We start from the raw sequence: 12,897 nt of genomic DNA on the forward strand, positions 1-12,897 counted from the left end.
CGCCCCAACTCTCCAGCCGGCAGGGGATGCTTCAGTCTTCACAATCTCAACACGTGACATATCGGCTCCCCTGATTATATGATAAGACTGCTCCACTAAAACGGAGGCGCCTCCGTTTATCTAGTTGGGGGCTTACCCCTTTGGGTTCAAGCCCCCATATATCAACAGTGGAGAAAAAATTGACCGAGCAGTCGCAAGCAATTGCCGACGAGAAGCGCGAAGCCGCAGCGCCAAGGCCGCTGCGCGCCGATGCGCAGCGCAACCGCGACCGGCTGGTCGAGGTTGCGGCAGCGGCCTTTGCCGAGCACGGTGTCGATGCCTCGCTGGAGGAGATCGCGCGCCAGGCCGGCGTCGGCATCGGCACGCTCTACCGGCATTTCCCAACCCGCGAGCATCTGGTCGAAGTGGTCTACCGGCGTGAAGTCGAGGCGCTCTGTGCGGCGGCCGATGACCTCGCCAGCCACCATTCGGCCGACATGGCGCTGGAACAGTGGATGCAGCGCTTCGTCGACTACATCGCCACCAAGCGCGGCCTGGCGGCCAGCCTGCGCATCCTGTTCAACACGAATTCCGCCGTGTTCTCCGACATGTCGGGCCGGGTGTCGCTGGCCTTGCGGCAACTGGTCGAGGCGGCGGTGGCCGAAGGCTCGATCCGCAGCGACGTCGATGCCTCCGATGTGCTGCACGCACTCGGCGGCATCTACTCGGCCCCCGACACCAAGGACTGGCGCGACCGCTCGCGCCGGCTGGTCAAGCTGCTGATGGACGGGCTGCGGTTCGGGGCAGGGAAGAGGTGACCTAGCGGCTCAAGCCGAACCATCGACCGCATAGAACGGAAACGCGCCGGGCAGCCCGCTTGCCGCCATTTCGCCACGCTTCTCGAACCGCAGGCCGGAGCCGACCACGAGATCGCGCACCGTCCTTGATGCGATGATTTCGCCCGGCCGCGCATGGTCAAGCAGACGCGATGACAGTTCGATCGCCGCGCCTGAAAATTGATGGCCCCGCTGCTCGCACTCGCCGATATGCACCGCCGAGCGGACCTCGACACCGGATTGCCGCAAGCGATCGCGGATGGCGATCGCGCACTGGATCGACCGCGTTGGCCGCTGGAACACCGCGAGCACCTTGCCGTCCGATCGCCTGATCTCTCTGCCTTCGGCCGCGAGGAGTTCGCCACGGAGCGCTTCGGCGTGCCGCTCGGCCGGGTCGATGCCGAAAGGCGAGCCCGTCATATCGAGGGACAGCACCGACACAAGCAGCCGTTCGCCTGGGGCCGCCGGCAAGGCGCCGGTGACGAAAGCCTGGATCTCGTCGACGATCCGATCGGAATTCTCGCCCCAGATGACGTGGTCGCGGCCGGCGAACTCAATGTATCGGGCGCCCTCGATGTGCGTCGCCAGGTAACGTCCTTCTTCCCGCTTCACCCAGCCGTCGCCAGTCGTCTGCATGATCAGTGTCGGAACATGGACAGCAGGCAGAATGTCGCGAACATCGATTTCGGCTCCCCAGCGCCACAGGGCGATCGCGTCGGCGGGCGAGGCAGAATTCCTGAGATAGGCGGCGAACCATTCTGTCTCGAACGTGTCGCTCATCAGACTGGGCGCCGCGTTGCTCATATCCGCCGCCGCTCCCCATTCTTTCTCGACGATCGCCAGATCCTCTTCCACCTGCTCGCTTGTCTTCGCCCACGGATAGTCTTGTGACCACCTGCCGCGGGCGTAGGCCCCATTGAGCACGAGTGCCGCTGTGCGCTCGGGATAGGTCGCCGCGAACAGCATGCACATCGGGCCGCCCTCGGAGCTGCCGAAAAGCACCGTGCGCTTTGAGCCAACCGCATCCAGCACTGCCCGCACATCTTCCATCCGCTCTTCCAGGGTCGGCAGACCGACATTGCGGTCCGAGAGCCCGGTGCCGCGCTTGTCCATGCGGATTAGGCGCGAGAAAGTGCCGAGCCGCCGGTGCACATGCGAAAGCCGCGGCGAGCCCCAGGCGTGGTCGAGGTTGGAGACCCATCCCGGCACATGGATCAGGTCGACCGGACCGTCGCCGGTCACCTGATACGCGATGTTGATCCCGGCCGATTTGACATAGTGGGTCGGGGGGGCTGCGAGTTCGTGGCTGAAGCCGGTAGCGTCATCCGCATCAGTCGTGGGTGGCCGTGCCGGCGCCATTGTGCGGCGTGTGCGCAGCGTCTCGAACAATTGCCGCGTCTCCGGCTCCGGCTGCAGCTTGAGATCGCGTAGAAGCGCGGTGCGGCAGTGCTCATATTGCTTCAGCGCGAGATTGGTCCTGCCTTGCGCCGCATAGGCGCGCATCAGGGCACGGTGGACATCCTCCCTCAACGGGTCCATGGCCAGCAGGCGCGCCGCCGCGCGCACGCATGCGGCAGGATCGTTCGTCGCTGCATAATGCGCGACGAGCCTGTCGAGCGCCGCGACGGCCAGTGCCCGCAGCCGCTCGCGTTCGATCCTCAGCCAGTCCTCGAATGGCTCCTCCTTCAGGCCGAAGCCGTCGAGCAGGTCGCCGCGGTAGACATTGAGCGCCAGTTCGAGGTCTTCGGGTGCCGGGCTGGCGACCAGCGCCTCGAACCGCGCGACGTCGAAATCAAGGCCGTCGAGATGCAGAGCGACGCTGTTGCCATCGGTGAGGAAGCGGCCGCCGCCGCACGTCTGCATGGCCTTCCTGACAGACGATACCGCTTGCCGCAGGCTCATTCGCGCCTGCGCCTCGCTGTTGATGCCCCAGAGCAGGGTCGCCAGCTTCTCGCGCGACTGCGAATGCCCCGACTGCAGCGCGAGATAGGCGACCATCGCACGCGCCTTGCGGCTGATGGCTGGAACCGTGGCCCCGACGCCGGCAAAGTCGAAACCACCCAGCAGGTGAAGATAAGGTCCGGTCATCGGATCCGCCACGGTCACAGCGCGACGACGATCCGCTCAAGCTCACTCCATTTCAACACTTATTCCGCCGCCGAGGCGCTTTTCACGATTCCATCACGCAGGTTCCCACGCGTTGCTCACGGCGCTTGAGGAGATTGTTCGCACTGGATCTCTTTCGCAGGAGGATACCGTGCATCACCCTGGCCCGACCGAGTGGCCCATCTGGCATGACGACCCCGGGCGCGACCGGCAGGAGCTTGGCGCACCATCGCGTCACGATATTGCGCTGGCCCGCTATCTCGAAACACAACAGGCCCATCGGGCATTGGCGGCTCGCAAACTCGATCCGGCGGCGGTCGTGGCCTCTGCACTGGCAGCGTTCGTCCGCTGCCTTTTCCGTGCAGCGCTGCGCCGAATTGTCCGCTGGCCAACCGATGCCGCGACAGGGATGGACGATTTCGGCTTGACGTTGTCCAAGGCTCATGCGGATCTTAGCAAGACCCTTTGGGGCCGCTGAGTGCAGCGCCCTTGGTCGACGATCTCATCCCCAACCGCCACCGCCGCCGCCAGCCCCACCGCCGCCTCCGCTGCCGCCGAGAGAAGGAATCACGGGCGGCTTTTGCGGGATCTCCTCGGCCGGCTTCACCACTTTGCCGGTGGTCGCCTTCTTGTATCTGACCACCTTTGGCTGAGGTGCTACGCGAACCACCTTGCGATGTTTCACCGGCGGTGCCGGCTCAAACATCGGCGACACCGAGGTGCAGCCCATGAGCCCGGCCAGAACGCCGGATAGAATTATCCCGATGAATGCCTGCCCGATGAATGTCTGCTTGAATGCCTTGCCCACCATGGCCTCCTTATTGTTCAGAACAAATCCCGACGCGGATTGGCTTCTTCCCAGACCCCCCGGGCCGCATTGACCAGTTGCGTGTCCAGCGAACCGGACGCGGGAATCTTCGACTTGAGCTCTCGACGCAGGGCGTCCAAAGCTGCCGTTTTCGGCTTGGTGCCGAACTGCGCCAGGCCCTTTTTGGCGTCCGGCAGCTCCTTGCGCAGATCGAGCGCGACGGCGAATGCCAGGAAGCGCACCGCGACAGCCTGATCGGCCTTGTCGCCTTTCGCCATTTCAAGCGCCGCGCGATCATAGGCGCTCGACGGATCGCCGCGCGTGGTCGCCAGTTCGAACAGCCTTTGCGCTTCCGCCGGGTCCTGGCGCACACCGGCGCCATCCCTGTACATGCGGGCGAGGCTGCCGGGCGCGTAGGGCTGGCCAAGATCGGTGGCCTGCTGGAACAGGGCCTGCGCCGTCTTCGGATCCTTGTCGATGCCCTGGCCGGCGAGGTAATTGCGGCCGAGCAGGTTCATCGAATACATGTCTTGGCGCTGCACCCCCGCTTGCAGGAAGGCGACGGCGCGGGCCGGATCGGCAGGCACGCCATTGCGGCCCTCGGTGAAGATGGCGGCAAGATCGTTCATGGCATAGGTGTGCCCCATGGCCGCCGCCTTGAGCAGCAGGTCGAGGCCCTTGGCCGTATCGCGGTTGACGCCATAGCCATTGAACAGCGCGCGTCCCCACGAGGTCATACCGTAAGGATCACCCTTGTCGGCGGCAGCCTTGTAGAGAGCGTTGGCCTGGGTGCGGTCTATGGTCGTTCCGGTTCCGGTTGCGTTGAGATAGCCGAGTTCGAAGACGGCGCGCACATGGCCTTTCTTGGCGGCGTCCTCGATGGCTGACCTGGCCTCGCCGACCCTGCCTGCCGCAAGCAGGGCGCGGCCGAGCTCGTAGTGGAAGCGGGCGACGTCTGGATAGGTTTTCACGGCCGCCTCGCAGGCTGCCACCGCACCGGCGCCGATCTCGTTCGGCAGCAGGCCGGGCACCACCCCTTGCAGGTCGAGAGGCTCGCCGGCGGCGGTATCGCAGGCATCGACCGTCGGCGACAGCTTCATTGTCGCGGGCTTAGCCGAGCTGCTGTCGGCCCGGATTTCGAAGCCGACCTCGACCGGCGCGCCGGCGCCGATCTGCGGCTCGTAACGGAGATGGTCGACTTCACCGGCCAGAAGGCTGGATTGCGGCGACAAGGTTCGATCAGGCAATGACAGCGTTCCCGTTGCCGGATACCCGGTGACCTTCAGGCTGACCGCCGGATCGTCGGTGGGGAAATCCAGATTGAGCGCGACCGGGCCGACGCCGACGGGAATATCAAGCTTGCGGTTCTCGATCGCTTCGGCAGCGCCGGTGATGTGGATGCCGCGCTCCAGCACCTGCTGCTTCTGCTCGGCCTCGAGCGAAGCCATGATCTGCTGACCCGCCGCACCTTCGCCGCTCTTGACGCGGAACACGAGTATGCCCTGGCTCCCGCCGCCCCAATTGTCATGCGTGGCATAGGCCAGCATATCCACCTCGTCCTGCGTGGCGGCGCCTTTGGGGACATCCATTTGCAGGCGCGGCAGGTCCTTGCCCTGGATCGGTTCGCCCACCGCGACGTCTTTGCCGTCCAGCACCAGACGGCCCATTGCCGGCGGACGTTCGATGCTGACGCTGATAGCGCCGCCATCGACATCGACCGGCTCCGGCAGGCCGAGAGCGACAGGACCGACCCCCGAGAGCACTACCTTCTCCAGCACTGGCGGCAGCGAAGGCCGGTTGTTGCGGCGCACCAGCACCACGTCATCGATCAGCGAGGAATTTTCCCAGGGCACCTGCATGCCGTTGGTGGCCTGCACGACATCGCGGCGCACCGCCGACATGACCGTGCGGATCTCCTGGTTCGGCGCCAGCGCGCGCCGCGAAAAGGCCGATGAAAACGGGCTGAGGTCGCCGCTGCCGTCATAGGCGACCGCGCCTGGTTCGGTGGCGAAGGCAATCAGCGTGTTGAGCGAGCTTCGCACCTGCGCCAGCCCGGTATTGCCGGCGGTGACAAGCTGGTCGCGCAGCCAGTAATTGTTGCGCGGGAAGGGGTTGTTGCGGCAGGCATCGAGGATGATCACCTGGATCTTCGACTTCGAGCGCAGCTGCTCCAGCACGTCGTTGAGCTTGATGGCCTGGACCTCGATGTCGGCCGCCTTCTTCAACGAGGCGTCGACGGGTATCAGGAAATTCTCGCCGCCGATCTGAAAGCCGTGCCCGGAATAGTAGACGACGGCGAGATCGGCGCCGTCGGCGGCGGCCAGATAGTCCCGGAACTGGCCTTCGAACTGCTGCTTGGTGAGATTCTCGGCGACGAAAACCTCGAAGCCGGCCAGCCGGAACGTGGCCGATACGTCCTGGGCATCCTTGGCCGGGTTCTTCAGCGCCGGGATGTCGCGATAATCGGAATTGCCGATGACGAGCGCGACCCTTCGATCGGCGCAGGCCTCGAAGCTTGTGAAGCCGGCAAGGATGAAGGCCGCGATGAATCCGCAAAGTCGGAGCATGACAAAACTCCTGGTCGCGGCCTGACGCCGACGAGAACACCGCTTGCGGCATCAAGGTCCGTTGAGAGTATGCAACCTGCCACAGCATAAAGTGAAAGGCCCGTCACCGCCAGACCATGCCAGGCGATTTCTTTCGGCGTCGACCTACCGCAGGGTGCAAGTAGCACGCGCTTCACGAGCAGGTATGTGACAAGTCTCACAGTTCGAAATGCCTGGTGCCGGCGGCTGCGCGCCTATTCCTTGAAGAGCAATTCCTTGTCGTTCGAATATTTCACCAGCAACGGAATGCTGGCGCCGCCGATAACGGGGCCGAGATGGCCAAACGTCCCCTCGATGACGGAGAACGGCTCGGGGCGATCGACAAGGATCCGCGCCAGCTTTCTGCGCATGGACTTGGCGATCTCCTTGCGCACGCCATTCGGTATGGCGCCATCGATCACCACATTGTCGATGTCGAGCAAGGCAACGGCACTGCGGGCGGCATAGGCAAGCCCGTCCGAAACCTCATCGATCCACGCGGTGAGCGGCTCTCCAAGGTCGCCCCAATCGTCGGGCGACGACCAGATGCGGCCGGCATCCTTGTCCCCATTGTCCTGGTCGTTGAACTTGCCGGCGAGCGAATGCAGCGAAGCGACGCGCAGCAGCGGCGTCATCCGGTCGCCCTTGCGCCCCGGCGCGGGCACCGGCATGTCGCCTAGCGCCCCGGCCAGCTTGTTGCGGCCGGGGAACAAGTGATGATCGAGCACCAGGCCGCCGCCGATGAAGTGCCCGACATAGGCATAGAGAAAGTCGGCGCGGGATCCGCCGGCGCCAAACATCAGTTCGGCCGCGGCCGACACCGTGGCGTCGTTGTAGAGGAACACCGGCCAGTCGAACGCCCGGTCCAGTTCGGCGCGAATGTCGATTTCCTTCCAGGCATCCAGCCTGCCCGCCGGCACCGCGCCCTCTTCGCTTAGGTTCCACTGATGGAATGGCGAGGCGATGCCAAGACCCGCGATGCGGTCTTTTTCTATCGATCTGTGCTTGCGGCACATGCGCGCGATGGCGCCCTTGGCGAATTTCATCACCTCGACGGGCGTCGGATAGTCGAACAGCGTGCGTTCGAACGCCATCACGTTGCCGACGAAATTGACCAGGGCGACATCGGCGCTGCGATGGTCGACCTTGAGGCCGAAGGCGTACGCGGCTTTCGGGTTCAACGCATAGGGAACCGAGGGTTGCCCCAGCCGTCCGCGCAAAGGCTCCAGGCGCAGCAGCAGCTTGTTGTCGGCGGCGCGGTTGACGATGGTGGTGATGGTTTGCGCGGCCAGCCCGGTCAGCCGCGTCAAATCGGTCTTGGCCAGCTGGCCGTGCCGGCGGATCAGCGAGACGATCAGGCGTTCGTTGTAAATGCGGCTCTCGGCCTGCGTGGTTCCGCCGCTGCGCCCCTCGGCGATCTTTTCGAGACTGAAGAAGCTGGTGCCGGTCACGCTTTCCCCTGCGCAAGGAGTTTGGCCGCAAGGCGAGCCGATCAAAGCGCTGACGTAGCAATGCGGGCCTGGCAAGGCAACACTTAAATCCACCCGATGGAAAAATGTAGTTGACGCCAGCCGGCCTGCTGTCGTTCAAAGTATGCAAGCCTGGAGGAGCAATGCCGTGACGCAGACCCGGACCATCATGTGCTTTGGCGATTCCAATACCTATGGCGCCATTCCCACCCTGGCCCGCGTCGGACGGCACCGCTTCACGCCCGACCGCCGCTGGCCGGGCATCATGCGCCGCCAGCTCGGCAACGGATGGGATGTGATCGAAGAAGGGCAGGGCGGGCGCACCACCGTGCACGACGATCCGATCGAAGGTCTCCACAAGAACGGGCTCAAATCGCTCCCGGTGTGCCTGGAAACGCATATGCCGCTCGACCTCGTCATCCTGATGCTCGGCACCAACGATCTCAAGCATAGGTTCTCGGTAACGCCGAATGACGTCGCTGATTCCATTGAGATCTTGGCCAGAATTGTCCTGCGCAGCGAAGCTGGCCCCGCGGGCGTGGCGCCCGCGGTCCTGATAGTAGCGCCGCCGCCGATGCTGGAGGTCGACTGGTTCGGCCAGATGTTCCTGGGCGGCGCCGCAAAGTCGATGCACTTTGCCGGCCTGTTCCGCGATGCGGCCCGGCGCGCCGGCGCCGCGTTCTTCAACGCCGGCGATGTCGTCGAGTCGAGCGCGGTAGACGGCATTCACCTCGACAGCGACGCGCATCGCGTGCTCGGCACGGAATTGGCCAAAGTCGTCCAGTCGCTGATCGCCAAGGCGTGATCGCGTGGGCGAGTCACCCGACTATCTCTGATTAATTAATTCCACTGGAAAAAGTTTTGACTTGCGAGCGGGAAGGTGGGTATCTGGGGAGACTGGGAAGAGTAGCGACCGCGAGGCTTGCGATGCGCGGCAACAATCAACGACAGGGAGGAAGTAAAATGCGATCTGACAGGAACATGATGCTGGCGACGCTGCTCGGCGTTGCCGGTGTGCTCGCGGGCGGTACCATTCTGGCAAGCGCGCAGGACGGCCCGGCCGGGCTCACCAAGCCGGCGGTATTTGCGCCGTTCGATCCGAAGGCGCCGGCCTGCAGCCCACCGCCCGGCCTGAGCAAGGTGCTGGCCTTCGCGCAGGACAACGAGCGTGAATTCATGCAGGGCGTCGACCGCGGCCTGGCCGCCGCCGCCAAGGATCGCGGCCTGGAATATCGCCGCGCGCTTGCCAACAATGACGCCGCCAAGGGGGTCGAGCAGGTGCAATTGTTTCTCGCCTCCAAGATCGGCGGTCTGGTCGCAGCCCCCGTGGACCCGGCCTCGATGAGCCGCAGCCTGCAGGAGCTTATCTGGTCGGGCGCCTATGTCGGCACCATCGTGCCGCCGCCGGCGACGTCGCTGCTCAACGCGCCGCAATACGAGACCGGCAAGGTGCTGGCCGAAGCGGCCGCGGCCTACATAAAGGACAAGCTCGGCGGCAAGGCCAATGTCGTCATCCTGTCGCATGACAGCATGGAATTCCTGGCGCCGCGCTTTGCCGCCATGCGCGACATCTTCAAGGCTATGCCAGGCGTCACCATCGTCGCCGACATCTCGCCCAATCCCGTCAACAAGGAAGGCGGCTTTGCCACGATGAGCACCATTCTCCAGGCCCATCCCGACGTCGATGTCGTGCTCGGCGCCGACACGGTCGTGCTCGGCGCGCTGGCTGCCCTGGAAGCGGCGGGCAAGGCGCGGCCGGACCAGTTCCTTGGCGGCATCGACGGCGAACCGGAGGCAGTCGCCGCGATCAAGAAAGGCGGCGGTCCCTACAAGGCAAGCATCAGCCTGGCGTCGCCGGTCTTCGCTTATGCCATGGGCCAGCATGCCGCCGACTGGCTGGAGGGCAAGAGCATCCCGCAGGCGATGGATATCCTGCCCGTGGCGCTGACCAGCGACTACATGGCCCAGTACGAGGCCGATGTCGCCGACCCGGCCGCGGTCTACAAGGACCCGAAGCGCCGCGACATCTATCTCAGGATGTACGGCAACATCTGCTACGACACGCGCGACCAGTATGTGAATTTCCCCTGGTCATCCGAGGCAAAGTAGCGCCTGTTTTTCCCGCGCGATACGGGCGGGTCAGCCTGACCTGAAACCGCCCGCTTCAGTCAGAGGCTAGCATGAGCACAGACAGCCTTCGAACGGGGACGACACCGCTGCAAACGGGCCGGTTTTCATCCTTGCTGCCGGGCGTCAAGGCGCCGGGCGAAGCGTCTGGCCGCATCGGGCTGGCGCTGGTCGCGCTGGGCTTGATCATCGCCTTCTCGCTGTTGAACAAATCCTTCTTCAGCCTCGACAATTTCGTCGTCATTGGCGTCAACTCGACCTCGATCCTGATCGCCGTGCTCGGCACCTCCGCGCTGCTGATCGCCGGCTATGTCGACCTCTCCATCGGCAGCATGGTCGCCTTGATCGGCATCATCACTGCCAAGGTTGCGGTGGCGACGCAGAGCGCGCCGCTGGCAATCTGCGTCGGCCTGGGTCTGGGCCTTTTGCTCGGTCTGCTCAACGGTCTGCTGGTGCGCAGGCTGAGCATCTCGCCGTTGATCGTCACGCTGGCGATGCTGGCGCTCTATGGCGGCCTTGCCTTCGTCGTCTCCAGCACCGCGGTCTATGGTTTTCCCGAGGCTCTGCTCGAATTGGGGCGGGGCAAGATCTTCGGCATCCAGTACACCGTGATCATCGCCGCATCTGTCTTTGTCATCGGAGCCTTTGTCTTGACCAGCACGGTCACCGGCTTGAGGCTCTACGCCATAGGCGGCGACCCGCGCGCAGCCGAACTCTGCGGCATTCCGGTGGGGCGCACGGTGGTTGGCCTCTACGCCGCCAATGGCTTGCTGATCGGCCTGGTCTCGGTTCTGATCGCCGGTCGTCTCGGCAGCATCACGCCGACCATCGGCGTTCGCTTCGAGCTCGACGTGCTCACCGCTGCAATTCTCGGCGGCGTTGCGTTTTCCGGCGGCTCCGGCAGGCCGCTCGGCATCGCCATCGGTGTTGCCACCATCGGCATCCTCAATGCAGGATTGATCTTCGTCGGCCTGCAATCATGGTGGCAATCCATTTCGGTGGGAAGCATGCTGTTGCTGGCGTTGGTGGCCGACCAGGCTGCGATCGGTTTTCGCGGCCGGCGCGCTCGGGCCGCCGCGACCAACTTCACGGTGGCGGACAATGGTGCCGTCGCCTCGGCCGGCCCTGCCGTGACGGCGGGCAATGCAGAAGCCCCGCAAGGTCCGGCATTCTCGATTGCCGGCGCCCGCAAATCCTACGGCGCGCTGACGGCATTGGAAGAGGCGAGTTTCACGGTCGGCAAAGGCGAGATCGTCTGTCTGCTCGGCGACAATGGCGCCGGCAAGTCGACGCTGATGAAGATTATTTCGGGCGCCATCCAGCCCGATGCCGGCGCGATGACCCTCGAGGGCCAGCCGATTTCCTTCAGGAGCCCGCAGGATGCACGCGGCGCCGGCCTGGAGACGGTCTATCAGGATTTGGCGCTCTGCCCGAACCTCAGCGTCGCCCACAATATGATCCTCGGGCGTGAGGAAACGCGGCGTTGGCTCGGTGTCTTCCCGGTTCGCGACGACCGAAAGGCCGCCGAGCAGTGTCGTGCCCGGCTTGCCGCGCTGGGCGTCACGCTTCGCGACGAAAATGTTCTGGTGCGCTCGCTGTCGGGCGGCCAGCGGCAGTCCATCGCCATTGCCCGCGCGCTTGCCGATCACGTCAAGCTGATTTGCCTTGACGAGCCCACCGCCGCGCTTGGCGTCAAGCAGACCGCGCAGGTCGTCAAACTGATCCGTTCGATCGCCGTCAGCGGCACCGGCGTCATCCTGGTCACGCACGACCTGTCGACGGTCAGGGCGCTGGCCGACAGGATCGTGGTGCTCAGCCTCGGCCGGGTGGCGTACGACGGCTCGGCCAGACAGCTGACGGCCGATCAACTCTGGGGCCTGATGGCAAGCGGGACGCTGGCGCCGGCCGCTGGGTAGGAATGCCGATCGCAGGGTCTAAAGCTCGAGGCAGATCTTGCCGAAATGCCTTTGCGCTTCGTAATGCCTGAAGGCGGCGGCGATATCCTGCAGTGGAAAGCTGCTGTCGATGACGGGCTTCAGGCGGTTGACCTCTATGGCACGGATCATGTCCTGCTGGTCGGCTTTGCTGCCGATGGAAATCCCGCTGATGCGGATCTGGTTTGAAAACAGCGCCGGGATTGAAACTTCTGCTGCAAAGCCGGTCAGGACGCCGATGAGTGCGATATGCCCGCCTGTCCGGCAGGCCGCTATCGACTGCGCCAGCGTCGCCGGTCCGCCGACCTCGATCACATGATCGACGCCGCGTCCGTCCGTCAGTTCCCTGGCCCTGCCGCCCCACTCCGGCACCGCCTTGTAGTTGATGACGCTGTCGGCCCCGAGTCGTCTGAGCTTCTCCAGCTTCTCTTCATCGGACGACGTGGCGATGACCCTTGCGCCGGCGGCCTTGGCAAATTGCAGCGCAAACAATGACACGCTGCCGGTGCCAAGGATCAGCACCGTGTCGCCGGGCTTTACCTTGCCGCATGTCACCAGGCCGCGCCAGGCGGTGACGCCCGTGCAGGTCAGCGTTGCCGCCTCGAGATGCGTATAGCCCGCCGGCGCCGTGGTGAAGGCCTGCGCCGGCATGCACACATACTCGCTGGCGAAGCCGTCGAAACTGTCTCCGGGAATGTCGCGGCTTGTATCGGATCTCATGTCGCTGGCCAGCCACCAGGGGTAGAAAACACTGACGACGCTGTCGCCCGGCTTGAACGTGTCGACGCCGTCACCGATCGCGATCACCTCGCCGGCGCCATCCGACAGCGGCACGCGGCCGTCGGCGAGCGGCACCTTGCCCTGTACGGCGAAATCGTCGCGCATGTTCAGCGCGCAGGCGCGAATCCTGACCAGCATTTCTCCCGGCCCAGGCCGGGGCTGATCCTCCTCGACCAGGTCGAGCTTGTCCAACCCGCCCGGCGCTCTCAGCCTGACCAGCTTCATAGTCTCTCTCCGACGTAAAGAGCGTTAGCATGGCGGCGGCGGTCCAGC

The 12,897-nt window shown here is 64.6% G+C and carries 10 protein-coding genes; 5 read left to right on the forward strand and 5 right to left on the reverse strand.

Annotated elements, in window-relative coordinates; translation table 11 throughout:
- Nucleotides 1–179 precede the first annotated feature (179 nt).
- Entirely contained in the window at nt 180–797 is a 618-nt protein-coding gene (locus ACYG9V_RS14025) for a TetR/AcrR family transcriptional regulator (RefSeq protein WP_023709407.1), read from the forward strand.
- A 9-nt stretch (nt 798–806) separates the two neighbouring features.
- On the opposite strand, the gene ACYG9V_RS14030 is transcribed toward ACYG9V_RS14025, so the two are convergent.
- Nucleotides 807–2,903, reverse strand: coding sequence for an alpha/beta fold hydrolase (locus tag ACYG9V_RS14030; protein WP_023705137.1), 2,097 nt, complete (start codon nt 2,901–2,903; stop codon nt 807–809).
- A gap of 112 nt (nt 2,904–3,015) precedes the next feature.
- Between ACYG9V_RS14030 and ACYG9V_RS14035 the strand changes: the two genes are divergently transcribed.
- On the forward strand, nt 3,016–3,399 hold the full coding sequence (locus tag ACYG9V_RS14035; protein WP_460221959.1) for a hypothetical protein: 384 nt from the start codon (nt 3,016–3,018) through the stop codon (nt 3,397–3,399).
- A gap of 24 nt (nt 3,400–3,423) precedes the next feature.
- Here ACYG9V_RS14035 and ACYG9V_RS14040 read toward each other — a convergent pair whose 3' ends face one another.
- From ACYG9V_RS14040 to ACYG9V_RS14050, 3 genes are all read right to left on the reverse strand, one after another.
- Nucleotides 3,424–3,732, reverse strand: a complete 309-nt coding sequence (locus ACYG9V_RS14040) for a hypothetical protein (RefSeq protein WP_023685481.1) — start codon at nt 3,730–3,732, stop codon at nt 3,424–3,426.
- Nucleotides 3,733–3,746: 14 nt separating this feature from the next.
- Nucleotides 3,747–6,296 (reverse strand): caspase family protein, encoded by a 2,550-nt coding sequence (locus tag ACYG9V_RS14045; RefSeq protein WP_352764431.1) that lies wholly within the window; start codon nt 6,294–6,296, stop codon nt 3,747–3,749.
- Nucleotides 6,297–6,529: 233 nt separating this feature from the next.
- Nucleotides 6,530–7,765 carry an ROK family protein gene (locus ACYG9V_RS14050; RefSeq protein ID WP_352764434.1) on the reverse strand — a complete coding sequence of 412 codons (1,236 nt, stop codon included), beginning with the start codon at nt 7,763–7,765 and terminating at the stop codon, nt 6,530–6,532.
- Nucleotides 7,766–7,931: 166 nt separating this feature from the next.
- On the opposite strand from ACYG9V_RS14050, the gene ACYG9V_RS14055 reads away from it, so the two are divergent.
- From ACYG9V_RS14055 to ACYG9V_RS14065, 3 genes are all read left to right on the forward strand, one after another.
- On the forward strand, nt 7,932–8,588 hold the full coding sequence (locus ACYG9V_RS14055) for an SGNH/GDSL hydrolase family protein (protein ID WP_023695479.1): 657 nt from the start codon (nt 7,932–7,934) through the stop codon (nt 8,586–8,588).
- Nucleotides 8,589–8,746: 158 nt separating this feature from the next.
- Nucleotides 8,747–9,892, forward strand: coding sequence for a sugar ABC transporter substrate-binding protein (locus ACYG9V_RS14060; protein ID WP_032895848.1), 1,146 nt, complete (start codon nt 8,747–8,749; stop codon nt 9,890–9,892).
- Between the two features lie 71 nt (nt 9,893–9,963).
- Nucleotides 9,964–11,826 carry an ATP-binding cassette domain-containing protein gene (locus ACYG9V_RS14065; RefSeq protein WP_352764437.1) on the forward strand — a complete coding sequence of 621 codons (1,863 nt, stop codon included), beginning with the start codon at nt 9,964–9,966 and terminating at the stop codon, nt 11,824–11,826.
- Between the two features lie 18 nt (nt 11,827–11,844).
- Here the strand turns inward: ACYG9V_RS14065 and ACYG9V_RS14070 are convergent, their stop codons facing one another.
- Complete coding sequence (locus ACYG9V_RS14070; protein ID WP_352764440.1) at nt 11,845–12,849, reverse strand: zinc-dependent alcohol dehydrogenase family protein; 1,005 nt, start codon at nt 12,847–12,849, stop codon at nt 11,845–11,847.
- Nucleotides 12,850–12,897: the final 48 nt, after the last annotated feature.

The organism is Mesorhizobium sp. W016, from assembly GCF_054719485.1.